General features: G+C 72.5%; 16 protein-coding genes. 5 read left to right on the top strand and 11 right to left on the bottom strand.

The genetic code is table 11. The annotated features are described in order from the left end of the window. Positions 1–52 precede the first annotated feature (52 nt). Positions 53–1,066: a YndJ family transporter gene (locus tag KF837_19145; GenBank protein MBX3229443.1), complete on the bottom strand. Its 1,014-nt coding sequence runs from the start codon at positions 1,064–1,066 to the stop codon at positions 53–55. 505 nt (positions 1,067–1,571) lie between these two features. Further along, positions 1,572–2,597 carry a hypothetical protein gene (locus KF837_19140; GenBank protein MBX3229442.1) on the bottom strand — a complete coding sequence of 342 codons (1,026 nt, stop codon included), beginning with the start codon at positions 2,595–2,597 and terminating at the stop codon, positions 1,572–1,574. A gap of 215 nt (positions 2,598–2,812) precedes the next feature. Here KF837_19140 and KF837_19135 point away from each other — a divergent pair, with 215 nt between their 5' ends. Then, on the top strand, positions 2,813–4,120 hold the full coding sequence (locus tag KF837_19135) for a sigma-54-dependent Fis family transcriptional regulator (protein MBX3229441.1): 1,308 nt from the start codon (positions 2,813–2,815) through the stop codon (positions 4,118–4,120). Between the two features lie 3 nt (positions 4,121–4,123). Here KF837_19135 and KF837_19130 read toward each other — a convergent pair whose 3' ends face one another. The 3 genes from KF837_19130 to KF837_19120 are packed head-to-tail and all read right to left on the bottom strand — an operon-like array spanning position 4,124 to position 7,694. Next, entirely contained in the window at positions 4,124–5,434 is a 1,311-nt protein-coding gene (locus KF837_19130) for a sigma 54-dependent Fis family transcriptional regulator (protein ID MBX3229440.1), read from the bottom strand. Next, positions 5,431–6,810 (bottom strand): serine/threonine protein kinase, encoded by a 1,380-nt coding sequence (locus KF837_19125; GenBank protein MBX3229439.1) that lies wholly within the window; start codon positions 6,808–6,810, stop codon positions 5,431–5,433. Before KF837_19125 ends, KF837_19130 begins: the two co-directional genes overlap by 4 nt. 11 nt (positions 6,811–6,821) lie before the next feature. Then, the gene (locus tag KF837_19120; GenBank protein ID MBX3229438.1) at positions 6,822–7,694 is read right to left on the bottom strand and encodes a hypothetical protein; all 873 of its coding nucleotides are present in this window, start codon (positions 7,692–7,694) and stop codon (positions 6,822–6,824) included. 147 nt (positions 7,695–7,841) lie between these two features. Here KF837_19120 and KF837_19115 point away from each other — a divergent pair, with 147 nt between their 5' ends. The 4 genes from KF837_19115 to KF837_19100 all read left to right on the top strand — a co-directional run bounded on the left by KF837_19115 (position 7,842) and on the right by KF837_19100 (position 11,805). Beyond that, positions 7,842–8,543 (top strand): hypothetical protein, encoded by a 702-nt coding sequence (locus KF837_19115; protein MBX3229437.1) that lies wholly within the window; start codon positions 7,842–7,844, stop codon positions 8,541–8,543. 175 nt (positions 8,544–8,718) lie between these two features. Next, positions 8,719–9,837, top strand: coding sequence for a tetratricopeptide repeat protein (locus KF837_19110; protein ID MBX3229436.1), 1,119 nt, complete (start codon positions 8,719–8,721; stop codon positions 9,835–9,837). After that, positions 9,834–10,715, top strand: coding sequence for a HAMP domain-containing histidine kinase (locus KF837_19105; GenBank protein MBX3229435.1), 882 nt, complete (start codon positions 9,834–9,836; stop codon positions 10,713–10,715). Before KF837_19110 ends, KF837_19105 begins: the two co-directional genes overlap by 4 nt. Positions 10,716–10,749: 34 nt before the next feature. Continuing rightward, the gene (locus KF837_19100; protein MBX3229434.1) at positions 10,750–11,805 is read left to right on the top strand and encodes a PAS domain-containing protein; all 1,056 of its coding nucleotides are present in this window, start codon (positions 10,750–10,752) and stop codon (positions 11,803–11,805) included. Between the two features lie 5 nt (positions 11,806–11,810). Here KF837_19100 and KF837_19095 read toward each other — a convergent pair whose 3' ends face one another. The 6 genes from KF837_19095 to KF837_19070 form a co-directional block, all read right to left on the bottom strand. Next, entirely contained in the window at positions 11,811–12,227 is a 417-nt protein-coding gene (locus KF837_19095) for a response regulator (protein MBX3229433.1), read from the bottom strand. Between the two features lie 18 nt (positions 12,228–12,245). Beyond that, a complete protein-coding gene (locus KF837_19090; protein ID MBX3229432.1) occupies positions 12,246–13,535 on the bottom strand; it encodes a TolC family protein in 1,290 nt (429 codons plus the stop codon). Further along, positions 13,532–16,684, bottom strand: a complete 3,153-nt coding sequence (locus KF837_19085; protein ID MBX3229431.1) for an efflux RND transporter permease subunit — start codon at positions 16,682–16,684, stop codon at positions 13,532–13,534. The genes KF837_19090 and KF837_19085 overlap by 4 nt, the downstream gene beginning before the upstream one ends. Before the next feature lies 1 nt (position 16,685). Beyond that, positions 16,686–17,798 (bottom strand): efflux RND transporter periplasmic adaptor subunit, encoded by a 1,113-nt coding sequence (locus KF837_19080; protein ID MBX3229430.1) that lies wholly within the window; start codon positions 17,796–17,798, stop codon positions 16,686–16,688. Between the two features lie 78 nt (positions 17,799–17,876). Beyond that, the gene (locus KF837_19075; GenBank protein MBX3229429.1) at positions 17,877–18,791 is read right to left on the bottom strand and encodes a mechanosensitive ion channel; all 915 of its coding nucleotides are present in this window, start codon (positions 18,789–18,791) and stop codon (positions 17,877–17,879) included. Continuing rightward, a complete protein-coding gene (locus KF837_19070) occupies positions 18,788–21,844 on the bottom strand; it encodes an ATP-binding protein (GenBank protein MBX3229428.1) in 3,057 nt (1,018 codons plus the stop codon). The genes KF837_19075 and KF837_19070 overlap by 4 nt, the downstream gene beginning before the upstream one ends. Positions 21,845–21,847 lie beyond the last annotated feature (3 nt).

The raw sequence follows: 21,847 nt of genomic DNA, 5'->3' as shown, positions 1-21,847 counted from the left end.
TCCGCCGTGGCCGGCTTGTTCTTCGCCGCCGCGTGCTTCGGCTTGCTCGGAGTCAGGGCACGGCGGTCGCGCGCGCGCGGAGGCGCTGCAGAGTGAGCGCGCACAGGCCGCTCAGCGCGAACCCGATCGCGTTCGCGCCGCCGTGGTAGTCGATCATCGTCTGCAGCGGGACGATCCCTTGCAGCGACGAGCCGCGCCCCGCCGAGGAGGTGAGCGCGAAGCACGCCGCGAGCGTCATCGTGAGGAGGAGGGTGGTGCCCGACACGACGAAGAGCACCTTCGCGAGCGGCGCCTCCGCGCGGCGCGCGGCGAAGCCGACGAGCACGATCGCGGCGGCGAGCATCCCGAGCGCGACGGTGACGGCGGCGATCTGCTCCACGGTATGGTTCGTCGCGATGCCGATCGCGGTGAGGGGGACGCCGGCGCACACGGCGACGGTCGCGACGCGGTAGAGCGCGCGCGGTCTCTCCTCGACGAGGTGTCCGACGTGCCCGAGGATCGTCGGCGCCGCGAAGCCCGCGAAGTGGAAGTGGGCGGCGGTGAAGGTGACGACGGGCTCGTGGAACCCGGCGAGCGGCACCCCCGCGCGCGCCGCGAGGAGCCACACCGCCGCCGCGGGGAGGAAGAGGAGCCCGACATCGATCGCGAGCTCCGGCACCGCGCGCGCACGAAGGTCGGGCAACACGCGCGCGAGCCCGAGCACTCCCGCCGCCACGCAGACGAGCGCGTACGCGGCAGCCCCGGCGATCGCGAGGCCGGAGCCGGGCGCCGCCAGCCATCCAAGCACACCTCCCACCGCCCCAACCGGCGCAACGACACGAAGCCCCGACGCCCCACGCAACGCCACGCGTGCAAGCACCCCGCGCCCGAGCGGGCCGTCGGCGGCGTCGTCGCTCCGACGCGCGAGCGTCCTGCGCTCGAGCGGGTCGGCGGCGTCGTCGCTCCGACGCGCGAGCGTCCTGCGCTCGAGCGGGTCGGCGGCGGCGTTGCTTCGACGCGTGAGCGTGAGGGCGAGGCCGAGCGGGACTGCGACGCCGGATGCGAGCATCAGGATGAGCGCGGGCATCGTTGCCGTCCGCGGCGCCACGATGGCGACGAGCACGATGCCGCCAAACGCTGTGAGCCGAAGAACCCGCGCCACCGTCACGCGTGCGAGCGTACGCGCTCTTCGCGGCGACCCGAAGCATCGAGCACGATTCGACGACGCGCGGAAGCTTGGGCACCTCGGGACCCCGCGTTCCCGATACCGCGCGTCCCGCGCGCTCGCCATCGCGCCCGTGCTCGGATTTCCGCGAGCCGCTGCGGTGCACCCGACGTCCCGCGCGATGGCGTCTCCGGTCCCGCGCGATGGCGTCTTCGGTTTGCGTGACGTCGAGCTCTCGTGGTGGTGCGGGTGTTCTCGCGCGCTCTCGATTGCGACGGAGCGGGACACGAAGGGGGCAACGAAGGCTAAGACAAGCCAAGTCTGAGGGCCTCGTCGCAGCGTGCGGCGCAGGGTTGCGAGCGCGTGTCGGCGTCGTGTGGCCTGCGAAGCGCGGTCGGTCGCACCGCGCTCGCGGGGGGGCGTGCTGTCAGCGGACGACGAGATCGGCGGTGGCGCAGATGAAACCCGCGCCGCACGGGTGTTGCTCGTCGCAGCGATCGCCCGGGCCCGGAGGCGGCGGCTCGGGCTCCTCGCAATCGTCGTCGGCCGGAGGCGGAGGAGGCGGAGGCGGAGGCGGCGGCGGCGGCTCGGGCTCCTCGCAATCGTCGCCCGGCGGGCCATTTCCGCCACTGCTGCTACTGCTACTGCTGCTACTGCTGCTGCTCGGCGGATCGTCGCATGGGCAGGTGATGGTCGCGGTGGCGGTCGCGATCGTGACGTCGGCGGCTTCGAGGAGCGAGAGCACCTTCACGTGGAGCGCGCTGACCGTGATGCCCGTCGCGTCGGTGCGGCGCTCGTTGATGACGATCTTCAGCAGGCCGCGCACGTCGATCGTCTGGTTCGGCTGGCCGTCGATGTCGACGCGGACTCCGTCGATCGCGAGGTCCGCGATCTCCACGTCGCCGTCGAGCGTCGCGACGCCGTTTCGGCACGTCGCGCGTGCGTTCGTCGTGAGCGCCTTCGCCGTCAGCGTGAGCCCCGCCACGCCGAGTCGGACGTCCGCGATCTCCGAGCGCGCGAGCGTCTTGCCTTGAGCTCCCTTCACCGACGACGACGCCACCGACGCCGAGAGCAGCCCCGTCACCTTCGCGTCGACGAGCTCCTCCGCCAGCGTCCCGCCGGCCTTCCCGAGCGCGCCCGTGTCGGCGATGCGCACGACCGCCGTGCGTCCGAGCAGCGACGCCGTCACCGCGCTCGCCCCGCCCCCGTACACCGCCGACGCCGAGCACGACGGCGCGGACGGCGGCCCCGAGGGATGCGAGAACGTGCGGTGCGAAAGGCCCCCTTTCGTACCGACGGAGACGCACACGCCCGCGGCGAACGACGGCGACGTCACCGCCCCCTCCGCCATGTCCGTCGCGCCCGCGCCCGCCGCCGCGCCGTCGCCGCACGCGGCGAGGGCGACGAGAACGAACCCACCAAAAATTGCGTATCTGTTGCCGAAAACGTGCATGGTCAGATCCTCCGCGCGTCCTCGTAGCAACGGCCAGACCGTCGCGAGCCGCTCGCGTTCTGTCGCTTTTCACGGCTACGCCAAGTCGAGGGCTGCGGACTCGATCACGCACGTGTTCGTCGGATTCCGCATGGACTATCCTGTTCCGAACGATGGGGGATCTGCTGCCGCTTCTCAGCATGCGTCGTGCTCTCGTTGTCGATGACGATCCAAGCGTGACGGCGACGCTGCGCCGCTACCTCCGCGCTTGGGGATGTGGCTCCGTCGACGTCGCCGACTCCGGCGCCACCGCAGCGACGCTGCTCGCGCAGGCTCGGTACGACATCGTCCTCCTCGATCTCCACTTCGACGGCGACTGGCGGAGCGTGCTCGCGATGACCCAGACGTCGAGCGAGCCGTCGCTCGCCCTCGTCATCTCCGGCACCGCCGACATCAAGACGGCCGTGGAGGCGATGCGTCTCGGCGCCGCCGACTTCATCGAGAAGCCGATCGAGGCGAAGGCCCTCCTCGCCCGCCTCGAGGTCGCGCTCGAGAGCACGGGGCCGAACCGGCAGGCCCCCGCGCGCCGATCGGGGTACCGCGCCAAGCACCGCGCGCCGACCAGCGAGTCGATGCAGAAGGCGCTCGCCCTCGCCGATCGCGTCGCCGCGACGCCGTCCTCGTCCGCGTTGATCGTCGGCGAGAGCGGCGTCGGAAAGGAGGTCCTCGCCGCGCGCGTCCACGAGCGGAGCGCCCGCCGCGACGGGCCGTTCGTCCGCGTGAACCTCGCCGCGATCCCGCCGAACGTGATCGAGGCGGAGCTCTTCGGCAGCACGCGCGGCGCCTTCACCGACGCGAAGCGCGACCGCGCCGGCTACCTCGCGTCCGCCGACGGAGGCACGATCCTCCTCGACGAGATCGGCGAGTTCAGGCTCGACCTCCAAGCGAAGCTCCTCCGCGCGATCGAGGAGCGCCGCTTCTATCCGGTCGGCTCCGACAAGGAGCGCTCGATCGACGTGCGTATCCTCGCCGCGACGAACCGCAGCCCCGACGAGCTCGTCGACGCGAACATCCTCCGCTCCGATCTCTTCTATCGCCTCGGCACGATCATCCGCATCCCGCCGCTGCGCGAGCGCCTCGACGAGATCCACCCGATCGCGACCGAGCTCGTCGAGCACTTCTCGCACGAGTTCGGACGCGGGCCCTGCACGTTGACGAAGGCGGCGCTCGACGTCCTGCTCACGCATACGTGGCCGGGCAACATCCGCGAGCTCAGGAACGTCATCGAACGCGCGGTGATGATGTGCGAAGGCGACGAGATCACCGCCGACCTCGTCGAGCCGGGCAGCGCCTCGCGCAACACGTCCCTCGCGTCGCTCCGGCTGGAGGACGCGCGCGGCCAGTCGGTCGATCGGATCGAGCGCGAGCACATCATCCGCGTCCTCAAGCTCGCCGGCGACTCGAAGTCGGCGGCGGCGAGCCTGCTCGGCGTCTCGCGCTCGACGCTCTACGAGAAGCTGAAACGCTACGGCATCACGAGCTGAGGCTCATTCGTCCTCGACCGGCGCGCCGATCCGATGGCGCGCGAGGAGCTTGCCGAGGTACGTCCGGTCCATCCGCGCGAGCTTCGCCGCCGCGGTCTGGTTGCCGCGCACGTACGTGAGCAGCTCGGTGAGATAGACGCGCTGGAAGCGATCGAGCAGCTCGTCCTTCAGCTCCGCGTACGGGCGCGCGACGTCGACCATCGCCGCGAGCGGCTCGTCGAGCGACACCGGCGCCGAGCGCGGACCGGGAGGAAGCCGTCCGAGCACACAATACGCCTGCACGACGTTGCGCAGCTCGCGCGCGTTCCCGGGCCACGCGCGCACCTTCAGCTTCTCGATCACGTCGTCGGGGAGCGGGTCGGCGCCGGCCGCGCGCGCGAACCGCTGCGCGAGGAGCGGGATGTCGTCGCGTCGTTCCCGGAGCGGCGGCACGTCGAGCTTGATGACGGCGAGGCGGTAGTAGAGGTCCTCACGGAACCGTCCTTCGCGGACCTCGCGCTCGAGATCGCGGTGCGTCGCCGCGATGACACGCACGCGCACCGTCGTCGCGTGGTCGGCCCCCACCGCGCGCACCTCGCCCGCCTCGAGCGCGCGCAGGAGCGAGGGCTGCGCGTCGAGCGGGAGCTCACCGACCTCGTCGAGGAAGAGCGTCCCGCGATCGGCCGCGTCGAACGCGCCGCGCCGCGCGTCGACCGCGCCGGTGAACGCGCCGCGGCGATGGCCGAACAGCTCGCTCGTCACGAGCTCGCGCGCGATCGCTCCGCAGTTGAAGGTGACGAGCGGGCCCGGCACGCCGGAGCCCGCGTGAAGCGCGCGCGCGACGAGCTCCTTGCCGACGCCCGACTCGCCCTGGACGAGGACCGTCACCGTCGACGACTCGAGCCGCTTCAGGATCGCGAAGATCCGGCGCATCGCGGGCGAGGCGCCGAAGAGGCCGCGGAGCTCGTCGGCGCCGGTGGACAGGTCGTCGAAGCTCTCCGTGTCCGCCTCGAGGAGCACGCGCGCGGCGCCGACGGTGAGGCTCGCGCCGTGCCGGAGGACGACGTGCTGCACGCGCTGACCGAGGTAGAAGGTGCCGTTGCGGCTCCCGAGATCGCGCACGTCGATCCCGCCGTTCACGATCGAGAGCTCGACGTGGGAGCGCGAGACGGCGCGGTCGTCGATGACGATGTCCGCGCCCGGCGCGGAGCCGAGGACGCAGCTCCCGCGCTCGAGCATGAACGGCGACGGCCTCGCCTTCGCGCCGACCACGACGACGCGCGCGCCGAGCGGCGGCTGCGCGGCGCGCTCGATCGGTTTCGTCACGTCCGTCATCGCGCGTACGGGTTGTCCGGCGCGCGGCGTGGCGGGGACGCGAGGAGGGAGCTCGACGGCGCGGCCGTCGCCGTCGCGCGCGGCGCCGGCCGTGAGGATGCGCGCGGCGCGGGGCGCGACGTCGCGACGGGGCGGACGATCGGTGGCGGCGCCGAAGCCGCCGACGACGGCGCGGCCGCGACGCTGGCGGAGGCGATCGGCGGCGCCGAGGTCGCGACCGCGAGCGGGGCGGCGAGCTCCTTCGCCGCCGGCGCGGACCGCCGCGCCAGCCCCGCGCCCCCGAGCGCGAGGAGGAGCCCGAGCACGACCGCGATCGCCCACGAGCGGCCGCTCGAGGTCGCGACGGGCGGTCGAACGTGCTCGACGACGGGCGGGAGCTCGGCGCACGACGGGCGCAGCTCCTCCGGCGGAGCGGGGAGGGTGTGGATCTCCGTGAGCGACGCGCGGCGCTGATCGAGCACCGGCCCCGCCACCGCGCGGACATGGGCGCCGAGCTCCGCGCGCGTCGTCAAGGTGAGCGGAGGCACGCTCGCCGCGAGCGCCTGTCCGAACGCGATCGCGGACGGGTAACGCGCGGCGGGATCCCGCGCGAGCGCGCGGAGCATGACCGCGTCGAGCTCGGGCGTCACCGCCGGGTTGAAGAGCGACGGCGCCGGTACGACCGCGGCGCGCGCGCGATCGAGCGTCTCGACGTCCGTCGCCGCGCGGAAGAGGCGGCGGCCGGTGAGGGCCTCCCACGCGACGATCGCGAGCGCGTAGACGTCGCACGCGGGCGTCGCGATGCTCGTCTCGACGTACTCCGGCGCCATGTACGCGGGCTTCCCCCGCAGGAGACCGCTCACGGTGGAGCCGCTCTCGCGCGCCTGCGCGATCCCGAAGTCGGCGATGCGCGCGACGCCGTCGACGCCGACGAGGATGTTCTGCGGGGAGATGTCACGATGGACGAGCGAGAGCGGGCGGCCGTCCTCGTCCGTGCACACGTGGATCGCCTGGAGCCCCTCCGTCGCGTCGAGGACGACGCGAAGCGCGAGCTGGATCGACAGCGGCGCGCCGCTTCGCAAGAGGTCCGCGAACGACCCTCCTTCCACGTATTCCATGACGAGGCTCAGCTCGCCGTCGCTCTCCTCGACGTCGGAGACCGCGACGACGTTGGGGTGGCGCACGAGCGACGCGAGCCGCACCTCCGTCACGACCAGCCGCCGGAACGACGGGTCCTCGAGGAGATGGGGGAAGGCGCGCTTGATCGCGACGACGCGGCGAAAGCCGGCCGCGCCGTGCTGCGCCGCCATGTAGACCGAGCCCATACCGCCGTTCGCGATGCGCGTGAGGATGCGGTAACGCGAGCTGCGCAGCTCGATGTTCGACTCCGATCGCATGAAGCCTCTCGTCAAGTTCGTCGCCAGTGCGTGAAGAAGACCCCGATCACGGTCGTGACGACGGCGAGCCCCACCGTCGTGACGAGGAGGACGTTGGTGCGCGCCTGCGCGGCCTCGCCGTCCGCCGCGAGATCGACGCGCGATCGCTCGCGCGTGAAGTCCGCGTGCCGTCGGAGCGTGTCGGCGCCCGAGATCGCGGTCGCCGTGAGCGCGAGCGCGGTGGTGCCCGCGGCGCCGAAGAACCACGCCGGGTGGAGGCGCTTCGAGGACGGAGCCTCGCGGCGCGGGAGGGGCTCGATCGGCGCGGCGACGATCGGGCTCGGGCTCAGGATCGGGCTCGGGCTCGCGGGGAGACGCACCTGGAGGACGCGCGTAGGGCGGACGGTGGTCGCCTGCGCGGCGACGACCGCGACGGTGAAGCGCTCCACGTTGCCGTCGGCGTCGAGGACGATCGCGTGCTCGCCGACGCGTGACCAGAGCGGAGCGCCGACCGCGACCGCATCGCCGTCGACGGTCGCCGTGCAGCGGAGCACGCCGGGACATGCGATCTCGATGCGGCCGACCTTGCTCGCGAACATCCGCCGACCGGCGGACGCGAGCGTGTCGAGCGCGCGACGCTCGGCCCGGTCGACGAGCGACATCCCGAGCACGGGATCGTCGGCGCGCGCCGCGCACGCGATCGCGAGCTCGAGGACCTCGGGCTTGGGGGAGACCTCGTCGGCGTGGTCGAACGCGCGCGCGGCGGCGGCGAAGTCGCCGTCGTCGTACGCCGTCTTGCCTCGGTCGTAGAGGAGGCGAGGATCCTCCGGCGACGCGCGCGCGACGAGCGACGACGCGACGACGGCGAGGGAGACGGCGATCCCGAGGAGACCAGAGCGGGGCACGAGAGCGGCACGTGTGCATGGGGCACGCCGCTCCGGACGCGCCGAGAAGCACTTGAAATCGTTCGAGACCACTCCTCCGGAGAGCCGCCTCCCACTGTCCGGCTCGGCGGACACCTGATCGACCCACCGGACACGTTGCAAAGAGCCATGCCTCATCGCCACCTTCGTTTCGTTCCTCTCTTCCGTTTCGTCGTCTCGGGTCTCGTCGCCGGCGCGCTCGTCGTCGCGTGCAGCCTCGACTGGACCGTCACTTCGGACTCCGCGACTCCGCCGCCCGCGGACGCCGCCGGCGACGTGGACGACGGCGCAACCATGGAAGCGGACACGCCCGCTCCTCTCGACGCGGACACGAGCGCGCCGCTCGTCGACGCCGCCGCCGACGCCGACGCGAACGACGCCGACGCCGACGTGGACACCGACGCCGCGACGGACCCGTCGTGCAGCGCGGTACGACCCTGCGCCGCCGGCTCGTATTGCCGCTACGACGATCGCTCGTGCGGCTCGTCGGAGCAGGTGGGCGTCTGCGTCGAGACGCCGAAGTCGTGCCTCGAGGCTGGCGTCTCGCTCGTCTGCGGCTGCGACGGCACGACGTACACGTCGTCGTGCGCGGCGGCGACGAGCGGCGTGGACGTCGCGCGCGAGGGCTGCGTCCCGCCGGCGGGCGCCTATACGTGTGGATACCGCGTCTGCACGGACGCCGAGTACTGCGCCGTCACCGGCAGCGAGCCCGGCGCGACGTACGAGTGCCGCCCGCGCGCGTCGTGCACCTTGTGCTTGTGCGTCGTCCTCTCCTGCCTCGGCGGCACGTGCGCGACGGAGGACGGCCACATCGTCACGCGGTGCCCTTGATGCGGACTCGAACCAACGGGTGCGGACTCGAACGAACGATGCCCACGCTCGCGTCTTCGCGCGCGCCGCGCGTACTCCGCGCCCGACGTGATGGAGCAGCGGTTGCAGCGCGGTCTCTCGTCGCGCGTCACGGCCAGCGCATGAAGCTCCGCTTCATCTCCCGAGGAGACTCACGATGATCCCTTGTCCCGATTGCAAGAACCTCTGCGGCATTCGCGAGGCGATGCTCGTTCACGATCGGCTCTACTACCGCTGCGTGCGTTGCGTGAGCAGCTTCGACGCCGCCGCGGCGCTCCGGCGGAGCCACGACGACCCGGCGATGCGCACGCTCGTCGAGATGAAGCGCGAGGTCCTGCGCCTCGGGCGCTCCGACAAACCCACGCGCCGGGTCGCGCGGTACACGCCGCCGGAGCGGACGCCGGTCGTCCCGTCGAGCGCGCGTAAATACCACCCCGTCTTCGCGCGCAAGGAGCCGCCCGCTCTGCGCGAGGCCACGCCTTCGCTCGCCCAGCTGATCGCGATGACGCGCACGCCGCTGCCGCCGCCGGAGCTCACGCCCACCGTGCCGATGCTCCCGCCGCCGTCGTCGCACGCGCCCATCGTCGACGTCACGGACGACGACGACGTGACGATCCTGGACCCGAGCGACGCGACCCCGCTCCGCCCCGCTTCGGCCACGACGTCGCGCCCCGTTCCTTTCGGCGCCGTCACGCCCGCGCCCGCGGCCGCTCCGCGCTCGAGCGAACGTCGCGCTTCGTCGCTCCCCGCCGTCCTCGGCGGCGTCGTCGCCGTCATGCTTTTCGTCGCCGCGATCGCGGCGGGCGTCGCCGCGAACGAGCCCGATCCGCCGCGATCGAAGGGGACGCCCGCCGTGTCCTCCGCGTCCGACGTCCCCGCAGCGAAGGCCGCGTCGTCGTCGCTGCTCGCCACCTCGCCCGCCGCCCCGGCGGAGAACGCCGCGCCGCACGCGGCGTTCGTCGTCAAAGCCGGCGCGCCGCCGCGGCGTGCCCTCGCGCCCGCGACGTCGCCGCCGCGGACCCTCGCGGAGGCGTTCGCCGACAAGGCCGACGCGATGCTTCGGGCCGGCGACCCCGTGGAGGCGAAGCGCCTCTACGAGCGCGCGCTCGCCGAGAGCCCGACGTTCGTCCCCGCCCGGCTCGGCGTCGCGGAGGCCGAGTGGCGCCTCGGGCGGCTCGACGAAGCGCGCGAACGCTATCGCGCCCTCCTCGCGGACGCTCCTCACCTCGCGCCGACCGTCGCGTACGAGCGCGCATCGTCCGAAGGGCGGCCATGAAGCAGGTCGCGCTTCTCCGACGGCGGGCCGAGCTCCTCGAGTGCGAGATCCAGCGGCGAAAGGAGCTCGAGAGCGCGCTGCGGAGCTCCCTCCAAGAGCGCAGCGAGATCGAGGAGGCGCTGCGCAATTGCCTGAAGCGCGAGTGTGACGCGCGCATGACCGCGGAGCGGAACAACGCGTTCAAGGACGAGCTCCTCGGGATCGTGGGCCACGATCTCCGCAACCCGCTCCACACGATCCTGATGGCCGCGCGGCTGGAGCTCACGCACGGCGAGGACCTGCCGCCCCACGTGCAGAAGAACCTCGAGCGCATCGTCACGAGCGGGGTCCGGATGCAGCGGATGATCGAGCAGCTCCTCGACCTGACGCGCGACCGCTTCAACGGCGGGATCCCGGTCGAGCCGTCCGAGCAGCCGCTCCTCCCGATCGTCGGGAAGATCATCGAAGAGGCGTGCGCCGCGCACCCCGATCGACGCTTCGAGCTCACGTCCGAGCCGGCGGAGGGCACGAGCGCGCCGCCCGACGACTGCAAGGTGCTCGTCGACGCCGACCGGTTCGAGCAGGTGCTCTCGAACCTCGTCGAGAACGCCGTCACTCACGGCTCGGCGACCGATCCCGTCCGGGTCGCGGTGAAGACGTTCGAGCAGGGCGTCGCGATCGACGTCTACAACCAGGGGCCGCCGATCGACCCCGCCCTCCTGCCGACGCTGTTCGACCCCTTCAAGCGGACGCGCTACCCCTGCACCCGATCGGCGGGGCTCGGGCTCGGCCTCTACATCGCCGACCGGATCGTCCGCGCGCACGACGGAAGGATCGCGGTGGAGTCCGCCGCCGAGAAGGGGACGTGTTTCCACGTCGAGCTCGGCCGCGTGCGGTAGAACGATACTTGAATCAGTATAAATGGGTTTATCGATGTCAGCGTCGTTCTTGTGCGAGATCTTCGACCATCTCCCGGTCGGCATCATCGTGCTCGACCGCGCCGGGTGCGCCGTCGTGTTCAATCGCACGGAGGAGGAGCTCTCGGGGCGGCGGCGCGAGAACGTCCTCGGCCGGCCGTTCTTCCAGGAGATCGCGCCGTGCATGGCGGTGCGCGATCTCGGCGACCGGTTCGCGCGCGAGATCGGAGTGAAGCCGATCGACGTGACGCTGGAGTATGGCTTCGCCCCGCCCCACCTCCCCGGCTCACGCGACGTCCGTGTCCGGATGCGGTCGTTCGAGTCGGGCGGCGCGCCGTACGGGATGCTCGTCCTCGAGGACATCGCGCGCGAGCTCACGATCGATCGGATGAAGACGCGCCTCAACGAGCTCCTGATCCACGACATGAAGAACCCGCTCATGACGGTGCTCGGCTCGCTCCAGTACGTCCAGCAGTACGGCGGACCGCACCAGAGCGTGGACGTCCGGGAGGCGTTCGAGGACGGCGTGGCAGGAGTGCGGCGTCTCCAGCGGATGTTGTTGAACCTCCTCGACACGACGCGCCTCGAGACGAACGTGATGACGCTCCGGCGCGAGCGCGTGGACGTGGCCGATCTCCTCCGCGACGCCGAGCGCTACGCGCGCAAGGAGGCACGCCTTCGTGGCTCGCAGATCGAGTGCGAGCCCCCCGCCGGCGAGCTCTGGGTCGAGATCGACCACGAGCTCATCTCGCGCGCGCTCGAGAACCTCGTCGACAACGCGATCGAGCACGCTCGCCGCGTCGTGCTCTCCGCCAGCGCGGACGCGGACGACGTGGTGCTCGAGATCGCCGACGACGGCCCCGGCGTCCGCGACGAGGTCCGCGAGCGGATCTTCGAGCGGTACGTGCAGGTCTCGTCTCCGGTGGCGGCGAAGACGAACCGAGGGCTGGGCCTCACGTTCGTGCGCCTCGTCTCCCGCGCCCACGGCGGAGACGTCACGCTCACGTGCCCGCCCTCCGGCGGCAGCGTCTTCTGCATGCACCTGCCGCGGAGCTCGGCGCCGCAGCGGTGACGGGCTCACGAAGGATGCAGATCGCTCCCGGCCGAGGCGAGGTGCTCCGCCATCGCCTCGCGCAGCTCCGCGAGCGTGAACGGCTTCGCGAGACAGCACACGTTCATCGTGCCGGCGATCATCGACGCGGCGCGCTCGTCTCCCGTCATGAAGATCACGAGCGGCCGGCGCGTGACCGGGAGGCCCTCGAGGTGATGGCGGTAGAAGTCGAGGCCGTCGGCGTCGCCCTGCATGCACACGTCGACGAGGACGACGTCGAAGGCGGCGAGCTCTTCGCCGAGCTCGTCGAGCGCCTCCGCCGGGCCGAGCTTGCTCACGACGTCGATGTGGGGCCTGAGCGCGCGGCTCAGCGTGCGGTGAACCAACGGCTCGTCGTCGACGATGAGGAGCCTCTTTCGGTTCGAGCCTGCTCGTTGACTCACGGTCAATAGAGTCTCGCGCTATTGACCGTGGGTCAACAGTGGGCCGCGATCGACCGGCGCGAGCGGGACGAGGACGGCGGCGCGCTCGACCGCGACCTCCGCCGTCGCCATCGTACGTTCGAGATCGAGCTCCTGCAGGCGCGCGTCCCAGGTCGAGCGGTACGCGTCGAAGAGCTCCGCGATCGAGAACGTCCCCGCCTGGTAGGTCGTCTCCGCGCGGCGGAGCAGCTCCGCCGCCGCGGGGAGCGCCGCGGCGCGGTACTCCGCGAGCGCGGCGCGGGCGGCCTCGCGCGCGCGCCACGCGCCTCGCACCTCGTTCGCGATCCGCGCCTCGAGCGCCGTCGCGAAGAGCTCGTTCGCGTGCGCCTCCGCGAGCGCGCGACCGATCGGGCCCTGCCTCCGATCGAAGACCGGGAGCGGGAACGACACGCCGCCCGTGACCTGGAAGCCGTTCGGACCCGCGACCGCGAGCGCGCCCGCGACGAGGCTCGGCGACGGGATCGCGTCGCGCCGCTCTCGCTCCGCGGCGCGGTTCGCGGCGACGACGTTGCGCCGCGCGAGCTCGAGGTCGGGGCGGCGCTCGAGCGCGAGGCGGACCAGCGCCGCCTCTTCTTGCGGGCCCCGGAACGCGGCGAGGCCCGCGCGCGTGACGTGGACGCGCGTGAGGCTCGGCTCCGCCATCGCGGCGAGGAGGCGCGACTCGGCGGCGGCGCGCTCCGTCTCCGCGGCGGCGAGCGCGGCGCGCACCGTCGTCGCCGCGGACGTGACGCGGAGGACGTCGTACTGGCTGTTCGCGCCCGCGTTCGCGCGCGTCGCGACGATGCGCCCGAGCCGCTCGAGCTCGGCGAGGTCCCGCGCCATCATCGTCGCGCGCGCGTCGGCGAACGCGGCGTCGATCATCGCGCTCTGCATCTCCGCGGCGCGCTCCCACAGCGTCATCAGCGCGGTCGCCTCCGCGACGGTGACGCGCGCCTCCGCCGCGCGCCGGCGCGCGGGGACCTGGCCGAAGAGCGGCAGCTCCCAGCTCACCTGCCCGACGTAGCCGGTCTTGCTGTCCGGCGGCGCGCCGCCGACGAGCTGGTTCACGGCGAGCTGGAGCTCCGGGTTCGGGAGCGTCCGCGCGGTGACGGCGTCCCAGCGCGCGGCGCCGACCTGCGCGCACAGGCCCTGCACCTCCGCGCTCGCGCGGAGCCACCGATCGAAGAGCTGCTCCGCCGTCAGCGTCGGCGCGCCGTCGTCGCTCGCGCGCGCGGGACGAGCGAAGGCGAGCACGAGCGCGAGGATCCCGATCCAACGGAGCCGTCTCATTCGATGCCGTCCTTTCGCGCGAGCAGCTTGTAGAGCGGAGGCAAGATCGCGAGCGAGAGCGCGAGCGACGAGAAGAGGCCGCCCACCACCACGATCGCGAGCGGCTTCTGCGAGTCGGAGCCGATCCCGGTGCTCACCGCGGCGGGGAGGAGGCCGAGCGTCGCGACGAGCGCCATCATCACGATCGGGCGGAGCCGCGTCCGCACCGCCTCCGTGAGCGCGTCGTCGATGCTCCGCCCCTCCGCGCGGCTCTCGTTCACGCGCGCGACGAGGACGACGCCGGTCTGCACCGCGACGCCGAAGAGCGCGAGGAAGCCGACCCCGGCGGAGACGGAGAAGCTCGTCCCGGTCGCGAGGAGCGCGGCGAGGCCGCCCACCGGCGACGTGAGGAGCACGTTCGAGAGGACGACGGCGGCGTCGCGGAGGCGATGGAACGCGAGGAGGAGGAGGCCGAAGATCGCGACGAGCGTGACCGGGAGGATGAGCGCGAGGCGCTCTCCGGCGCGCCGCGCGCTCTCGAGCTCGCCGCCCCACTCGACGTCGTAGCCGGCGGGGACGCGCACCTCCTTCGCGACGCGCGCCTGCGCCTCCTCGACCGTGGAGCCGAGGTCGCGCCCGCGCACGCCGAAGCGCACCGCGATGTAGCGGCGGCCGTCCTCGCGGAAGATGCGCGACGCGCCGCCGACGACGTTCACGTCGGCGACGTGCGCGAGCGGCACGAGGCGGCCGCCCGCGCGCGGGATCAGGAGCTCCTTCAGCGCGTCGACGTCGTCGCGGTGCTCCGCGGCGTAGCGGACGACGAGCTCGTGGCGGCGCTCGCCCTCCACGACGTGGGAGACGACCTGCCCGCCGACGCCGTCCTCGATCACGTCCTCGACCTCCGCGACGGTGAGGCCGAAGCGCTCCGCGCGATCGCGCGCGATCTCGACGTTGACGTTCGACTGCCCGAGCTCGCGCACGACGGTGAGATCGACGACGCCGGCGACCGGCTGGATGCTCCGCGCGATCCGATCGGCGACGTCGTCGAGCGCGTTGAGGTCGTCGCCGGTGATCTTCACCGCGAGCTGCCCCTTCACGCCGGTGAGGGCCTCCTCCACGTTGTCGGCGATCGGCTGCGAGAACCCGAAGGCGACGCCGGGGATCACGGAGACGTCCTTCGTGATCGCGGCGATGAGCTCGTCCTTCTTGCCGTGGAGCTCCTTCCGCCAGCGCGATCGGCCTTCGAGCACGAGGAGGAATTCGGCGTTGTAGAAGCCGGTCGGATCGGTGCCGTCGTCGGGGCGCCCGAGCTGGATCGCCGTCGTCCGGATCTCCGGGTAGCGCTCGAGGATCTCGCGGACGCCGACCGTGTCGCGCGCCGGCGTGTGGACGCCGTCGACGAGCGCCTCCGCCTCCGCGAGCGAGACGTTCGACGGCAAGGTCGCGCGCATCCACACCGCGCCCTCGTCGAGGTGGGGGAGGAACTCGCTCCCGGTCCGCGCGAGGAGGACGGCGTCCGTGACGAGGAGCGCGATCGCGACGGCGACGACGACGCGCGGAGCGCGCAAGACGCGCGCGAGGAGCGGGCGGTACGCCGCCCACGTCCAGCGGAGGAGCGGGTTCTCCCACTCGCGGAGGCGCGCCTTGAAGAGGTAGGTCGTGAGGACGGGGACGACCGTGATCGAGACGACGAGCGCGCCGAGGATCGCGAACGCGACCGTCCACGCCATCGGGCGGAAGAGCTTCCCCTCCACGCGCTCGAGGGTGAAGATCGGCAGGTAGGCGAGGATGATCGTCGTCATCGCGAAGACGACCGGGCGCGCGACCTCGCGGCTCGCGGCGCGCGCGACGTCGCGGAGGTCGTGTCTCTCGCCGCGCTCCTGCGTGCGCGCGACGTGGCGGAACGTGTTCTCGACCATCACGATCGCGCCGTCGACGATCATCCCGAAGTCGAGCGCGCCGATCGAGAGGAGGTTCGCCGGGATCCCGGCCGCGTCCATGCACACGAACGCGAAGAGGAGCGCGAGCGGGATCGTGATCGCGGCGACGACGGCGGCGCGCGCGTTCCCGACGAACGCGAACAGCACGAGGGTGATGAGGAGCATCCCCTCGACGAGGTTCTGGAGCACGGTCCGCGTCGTGCTCTTCATCAGCTCGGTGCGGTCGTAGTAGGCGCCGATCTTCACCCCGCGCGGGAGGACGCGCGCGTTGACGTCGTCGATCCGGGCGTGGAGCGCGGCGAGGGTCGCGTCCGCCTGCTCGCCTTTGCGGAGGAGGACGATCGCGGCGACGACGTCGCGCTCGCCGTCGACGCTGACGCGGCCGAGGCGCGGGCGGTGCCCGACCGTGACGCGCGCGACCTGGCGCACGCGCACCGGCACGTCGTCGTTCTTGAGCATGACGTCGCCGATCTGCTCCGGCGAGAGCAGCCCCACCCCGCGGACGTTGAGCGCGGCGCGCCCGAGCGCGATCACGCCGCCGCCGGCGTTGCCGTTCGCGTCCGCGAGCGCCTTCGCGACGTCCTCGAAGGTGAGCGCGTGCGCGGCGAGGAGGATCGGATCGACGAAGACCTGGTACTGCTTCGTCGTCCCGCCGAAGCTCACGACGTCGGCGACGCCGTCCGTCGCGAGCAGCTCGCGCTCGACGACGTACTCCTCGAGGTCCTTCAGCTCGGTGAGCGGCTTCGGCGGCTGCGCGACGTCCTCGTCGCGGCAGGCCGCGATCCGGTGCGTCGCGCAGTTGACGAGGCGATAGCGCAGGATCTCGCCGACGGGGCTCGCGAGCGGTCCGAGGCCGCGCTGGGCGCCGGGCGGGAGCTCGATCTCGTCGAGGCGCTCGCTGACTTGCTGCCGCGCGAAGTAGCTGTCGGTGCCGTCCGCGAAGACGAGGGTGACGACGCTGAGGCCGCCGATCGAGGTCGAGCGGACGACGGTCTTCTTCGGGACCCCGTTCATCACGCGCTCGATCGGGACCGTGATCTGCCGCTCGATCTCCTCCGCCGCGTGCCCGGGCCACTGGGTGATGATCTGGACCCACGTGTCGGCGACGTCGGGGTAGGCCTCGATCGGGAGGCGCGTGAAGCCGCGCACGCCGGCGAGGACGAGCACGACGACGAACGCGAAGACGAGCCCGCGGCGCCGGAGCGAAAAATCGACGACGCGGCCGATCACGTCAGAGCGCCTCGTTCACTTCGGCGTCGAGGAGGATCGCGCCTTCGGTCACGACCTCCTCGCCCGGCTGGAGGCCGGAGGCGATCGTGGCGTGCTCGCCGTACTGCCCCGCGACCTGCACCTCGCGCTCGCGGAACGAGCCGTCGGCGTGGCGCACGAAGACGAAGAACTGATCGCGCCGCGCGAGGAGGGCCGCGGCCGGGACCTCGGCCCCCGCGCCGGCGGCGCCTCGCATGAACACGCGCGCGGTCATGCCGGGGCGGAGCGCGCCGTCGGCGTTCGGGAGCTCGATTCGCGCCTCGACCGCGCGCGTCCCCGGATCGACCACGCTCGAGAGCTGGGTGACCGCGCCGGTCCAGGTCCGGCCCTTCAGCGCGAGCACCTGGATCGTCGCCTCCGCTCCTTCTTTCACCGCGGCGAGGTCCTGCTCGAAGACGTCGGCGACGATCCACACCGTGCCGAGGTCGCCGATCGTGAACAGCGGTTTGTCTCCGCCGGGCGTGACCTGCGCGCCGACGGCGACGTTCTTCTCGATGACGCGGCCGGCGATCGGCGAGCGGAGCGCGTAGCCGGTCGGCCCCGCCGCGCCGCCGATCGCGGCGAGCGCGGCGGCGGCGCGCGCCTCCTCCGTCACGGCGCTCGCGAGCGCCGACTCCGCGCTCTCGCGCTCGGCGTCGGAGCCGGCGCCGTCGCGCACCAGCGTGCGCGCGCGCGCGGCGGCGCGCTCGGCGAGGGAGCGCGCCGTCTTCGCCTGCGTGAGCTGCGCCTGCGCGCTCGTGACGTCCGGCGCGTAGACCGTGAGGAGCACGTCGCCCTTCTTCACCTCGTCGCCGCGGACGAACGAGACCGACGAGACGCGGCCTCCCACCGCGGGGCCGACGCGGGCGACGCGGCGCTCGTCGAAGGCGACACGTCCGGCGAAGCTGCGCGTCCGGCCCGCGGCCTGCGTGCGCGCGCGCTCGACCCGGACCCAGGCCGCGCTCGCGTCGGAGAGGACGACGGAGCGATCGCTCCGCCGCACGTGCGCCGGCTCCTCGGCGGGGTCGCGCCTCGAGCAAGCCCCCAAACATGCGAAGAAGAAGAGGAGGAGCAAGACGAGCGCGCGTCGCGGCATCGTCGAAGGACGCTACGCCGCTCGCCCTCACGAAGGCTGAAGCGCAGGTGAAGACGTCTTCAGGAACGGCGCGCGCTCTTACGTGGCGATCGGGCCGACGAGGTCCGCCGAGCCGCGCGGCAGCGCGATCCCGTGCGCGCGGAAGGCGTCGAGGACGCGGAAGTGGACGTCCGACTCGAAGGGCTTCTCGAACTTGCAGTCGAAGACGTAGGGGCGCGCCTTCAGGTGGAGCACGACGTGATCGTTGAGGACGATCGGCTTCATGAGCACCGGGACGGGCTGCGCGAGGAAGACGTAGGGGCTCGTCAAACATGCCTCGCGGATGAGCGCGGCGGCGAGCTTCGCGTCCTGATCCACCCGGATGTAGAAGTCCATCCCGACCTGCATCTCGAGCGCGCCGTAGTTGGCGCTCGACGTCACGTCGGTGAGGATCTTGTTGTTCGGGATCGTGATGATGTGGTCGTCGAGCGTGTTCATCTGCACGCTGCGGAGACCGATGCTGATGATGTCGCCGTACTGCCCCGCGTAGGCGACCCGATCGCCGACCTGGAACGGGCGATCGAACATGATCGTGATGCCGGCGATGAAGGCGGCGACGAGGTCGCGCATCGCGAAGCCGACCGCGAACGCGAGCGCGCCGCCGATGACCGCGATCGCGGTCGGGTCGAGGCGGACGCTGAGCCCGACGCAGACCGCGAGCGTGACCATGTAGATGCCGAAGCGCGTCGCGGACTCGACCTTCTGGATCGTCGGCCGGCGGTTCGCGAAGCGCGTGCCGAGACGGGTCGCGAGGTTCGTGACGATCCGCAGCGCGACGAGCGCGCCGACGATGATGAGGAGCGACACCGCGACGCCGCCCCACCGCACGAACTTCGCGAGCGCGCCGACGTCGGGAGCGTCCTGCGCCGCGGCGGGGAGCGGGGCGCACAGGATCGAGAGGACGAAGGCCGACACGACGCCCGCGCGGCGTCGCAGGTGACGTGAAATCATCATCGGAGCACCAGGAGGTGACGGCGTTGAAGGATGCGGGTGATGGGCCGAAACCAGTCCCACGTGATGTCGACGCGCCCCGCTCGTTCTTCCAGATAGCCGCGCGCGACGGAGTATCGAATCGCGTCCGACACCTCGATGTCCGTGAGCTGGGTCGCGCGCCCGATGTCGCCCGCGCTCGCGGGGGCGAGCTGGAGCGCGGCGCGGAGCACGAAGAGCGTCGGATAGGGGAGGTCCTCGAGCTCGCCGGCGTTCGGCGTCCGGAGGTCGCGGACGTGGACGGTGCCGCTCTTGTCGATCCCGACGTTGCTGCGCCAGGCGTGGAGCGCGACCCCCGGGTTGCCGCGCGCGTAGTCCCAGAGGAGGCGATAGAAGCCGGTCCTCCGCTCGCGCAGCGCGTCCTCTTTGTCGATCTCGTCGGCCCCGGCGGGGAGCGCGTCGAGGAGACCGTCGAACGACGGCTCGAACCCCGCGCTCGTCGAGCGGCTCTCGATCAGCTCGCCGATCCGCTCCTCCGACCAGCGCTCGATCGCGACGACGCCGTCGAACAGCGGCCGGATCCCGCGCGCGCGGCTCAAGAACTGCCAGACGCACTCGTCGAAGGAGAGGACCCAGAGGGCGTGCCGGCTGTGGCTCCGCGCGACGGCGACGAGCGCGTCGAACTCCTCGAGGCCGCCGATGACGGTGCGGACGTGGACGTGCGCGTCGTCGAGGAGGACGGCTCGCTTCGCGCCCGGCTCGTCGAGCGACGCGCCGATCGCGTCGAGCGACGTGGCGGGCGGGAGCCCCGCGAGATCGGCGAGGCGCGCGCGGATCGCCTCGAGGCCCTGCGCTTCGCGGCTGCACGCGGCCCGCAGGCAGCCGCCGGCGCGCTCGGCGATCCGCGAGAGGGCCGCCGACTTGCCGGCGCCGCGCTCGCCGACGACGGCGATGACGCCGCCCCTTCCTTCGCGGACGCGCTCGCACAAAGCGTCGAGCGCCTCGTCGACGGGCGTGCTCACCCACCGGAAGACCGGGCGCGCCGGGCCGAGCCCGCGATGGACCTCCTCCGGCAGAGGGAGGTCGTCGGCGGGGGCGCGCTCCTTCTGCCGCCGGTCGAGCTCGCGGCGGAAGAGGTACGCGGCGCCGCGACGCGCGAGGTCGATCCCGGTGAGCCACGACCGGACCGTGCGGTAGCCGGCGGTGAAGAAGAGGTGGGTCGCGGCGACGGTCGCCGCGAGGAAGCTCATCCAACCGGTCCGGTGCGCGAGCACCCACAGCTGGAGCGGCGACTTCTTCCGCGCCAGCTCGATGCGCGACAGGACGGTGGGGCGCCACCACCGAACGAGGACGAGCGCGATCGGGATGGCGGCGAGCCAGCAGGTGGAGAGCACCCAGCTGTAGATCGCGCCCTTGTCGACGAGGCGGGCGCTGATGGCGAGGATCAAGACGAACGCGACGACGACGCGGCCGATCAAGCGGAGCGAGCGCAACCGCAGCGCGTCGGGCTCGATCGCTCCAGCGGGGATCGAGTCGCCGAGCTTCGCCGGCGCGACGAAGCTCGCGTTGATCACGTTCACGACGAGCGCGCCCGCGAGCGTGCCGGTGACGATCGTCTCGACGAGCCAGACCTCGAGCAGCTCCCGCGTCGAGCTCGGTAAGAGCCACATCAGCGCCGAGAAGAGGAGGAGGCCCTCGAGCGGACGCCGGATCGCTCGCACGAAGCGAAACGCGCGGAGGGCGAGGCTCGGAGCGGTGACGCGCGCGGCGCGGTCGGCCTCCTCGAGCCGCGTCTGGATCTCCTGGAGGACGACCCGCGCGTTGCGCCGCCACCAGGAGAAGACGAGGAAGACGACGAGCGCGGGGACGAGGAACTTGAGCGCGTGCCAGACCGTGGTCCCCAGCGCCGCCTGCGATCCGCGGAGCTCCTTGACCCAGCTCGTCGCGACGAACCGGTGATACCGCGCGATGAGGGTGAGCTGTCGAAGCTCGGAGCGCGCCTGATCCCACGCCTCGTCGTCGAAGCCGGTGAGGGCGCTCCGCTTGGAGGCGGAGAGGCTGTCGAGCAGCCCGAGCCGCTCGCGGTTGAGGAGCTCCGACTCCTTCACGAGCCGGTCGAGGCGCGCGGCGCGCACCTCGCGCTCCCGCGCCTGGAGCTGCACCGACTTGGCGACGAGCTCGCGCCGCTTCGCTTGCGCGCGGGAGGTGTCGACGCCGGCGGGGACGTCCTCCAGCGGATCGGGACCGAGGTCGCTCGCCGGCAGGGGCCGATCGATCGTGTCGAGCGCGACGTCGAGCTCGTCGCGGGTCGCGCGCATGGCGCGGCGGAGGGCGTCGTAGGTCGCGTCGACCTGCGCCTCGCCGCCCGCCTTCGCCTCGCGGACCCGGCGCTGCCAGCCGAGCATGGCGTCCTGACGGGAAGCGAGCGCCTGCTCTTCGGACGCCAGGCGATGCTCCGTCGCGTCGAGCGACTGGGAGAGCGTCAGGAGGCGCGCGAGCTCCTCCGCGACGAGGCGCTCGGCCTCCGACTGAGCGCGCTGCGCCGCCTCGAGCGCGCGAGCCCGCTCCTCCTCCGCTTCCCGTGTCTTCCGCTCCTGGTCGGTCTCCTTCGGCAGCGAGCGCGCGACCTTTCGCGCGTGCGCCTCGAGCAGCTCGGCGCGGCGCTCGCTCGGCAGCTCGTAGAACGCGAGGCGGGTGCGCTCGAGATCGAGGAGCTCGTCCCACGCCTCCGTCGAGAACGACGCGTCGGGCTCCTGGCCGCCGTCGCCCGCTCCTCGAAGGAGGGCGCGGATGCGCGCGGCGTCGAGCGCGACGGAGGCGGGGTCTTCGAGCTTGGCGTCGAAGAGCGACGACGGCGAGACGCCGACGTCGAGCGATCCGGCGACGAGGTCGCGCACGCGGTCCGCCTGCGAGGAGGAGCGCCGCGCCGGCGCGCCGTCGGCGTCCGACCCTGCGTCGTCCGCGCCTCCGTCGTCGAGCGCGAACGCCGCTCCGGAGACCGAGTGCATCGCCGCGCAGGTCAGAGCGACGATCACGACGCCGCGCAGCGCCGTCAGACGCCATCCTCTCGCCAGCATGGG

It is taken from the genome of Labilithrix sp., from assembly GCA_019637155.1.
Classification (GTDB): domain Bacteria; phylum Myxococcota_A; class Polyangia; order Polyangiales; family Polyangiaceae; genus Labilithrix.
The sequence above is the reverse complement of the archived record's forward strand: the minus strand, read 5'-3'. Positions and strand labels throughout refer to the sequence as shown.

What these genes read in the sequence shown, in the direction of transcription:
- KF837_19130 (MBX3229440.1), bottom strand. Translation starts at nt 5,434, where the DNA reads ATGACGGACGTGACGAAACCGATCGAGCGCGCCGCGCAGCCGCCGCTC.
- KF837_19110 (MBX3229436.1), top strand. Translation starts at nt 8,719, where the DNA reads ATGATCCCTTGTCCCGATTGCAAGAACCTCTGCGGCATTCGCGAGGCG.
- KF837_19070 (MBX3229428.1), bottom strand. Translation starts at nt 21,844, where the DNA reads ATGCTGGCGAGAGGATGGCGTCTGACGGCGCTGCGCGGCGTCGTGATC.
- KF837_19100 (MBX3229434.1), top strand. Translation starts at nt 10,750, where the DNA reads ATGTCAGCGTCGTTCTTGTGCGAGATCTTCGACCATCTCCCGGTCGGC.
- KF837_19115 (MBX3229437.1), top strand. Translation starts at nt 7,842, where the DNA reads ATGCCTCATCGCCACCTTCGTTTCGTTCCTCTCTTCCGTTTCGTCGTC.
- KF837_19140 (MBX3229442.1), bottom strand. Translation starts at nt 2,597, where the DNA reads ATGCACGTTTTCGGCAACAGATACGCAATTTTTGGTGGGTTCGTTCTC.
- KF837_19125 (MBX3229439.1), bottom strand. Translation starts at nt 6,810, where the DNA reads ATGCGATCGGAGTCGAACATCGAGCTGCGCAGCTCGCGTTACCGCATC.
- KF837_19090 (MBX3229432.1), bottom strand. Translation starts at nt 13,535, where the DNA reads ATGAGACGGCTCCGTTGGATCGGGATCCTCGCGCTCGTGCTCGCCTTC.
- KF837_19105 (MBX3229435.1), top strand. Translation starts at nt 9,834, where the DNA reads ATGAAGCAGGTCGCGCTTCTCCGACGGCGGGCCGAGCTCCTCGAGTGC.
- KF837_19075 (MBX3229429.1), bottom strand. Translation starts at nt 18,791, where the DNA reads ATGATGATTTCACGTCACCTGCGACGCCGCGCGGGCGTCGTGTCGGCC.
- KF837_19145 (MBX3229443.1), bottom strand. Translation starts at nt 1,066, where the DNA reads ATGCCCGCGCTCATCCTGATGCTCGCATCCGGCGTCGCAGTCCCGCTC.
- KF837_19080 (MBX3229430.1), bottom strand. Translation starts at nt 17,798, where the DNA reads ATGCCGCGACGCGCGCTCGTCTTGCTCCTCCTCTTCTTCTTCGCATGT.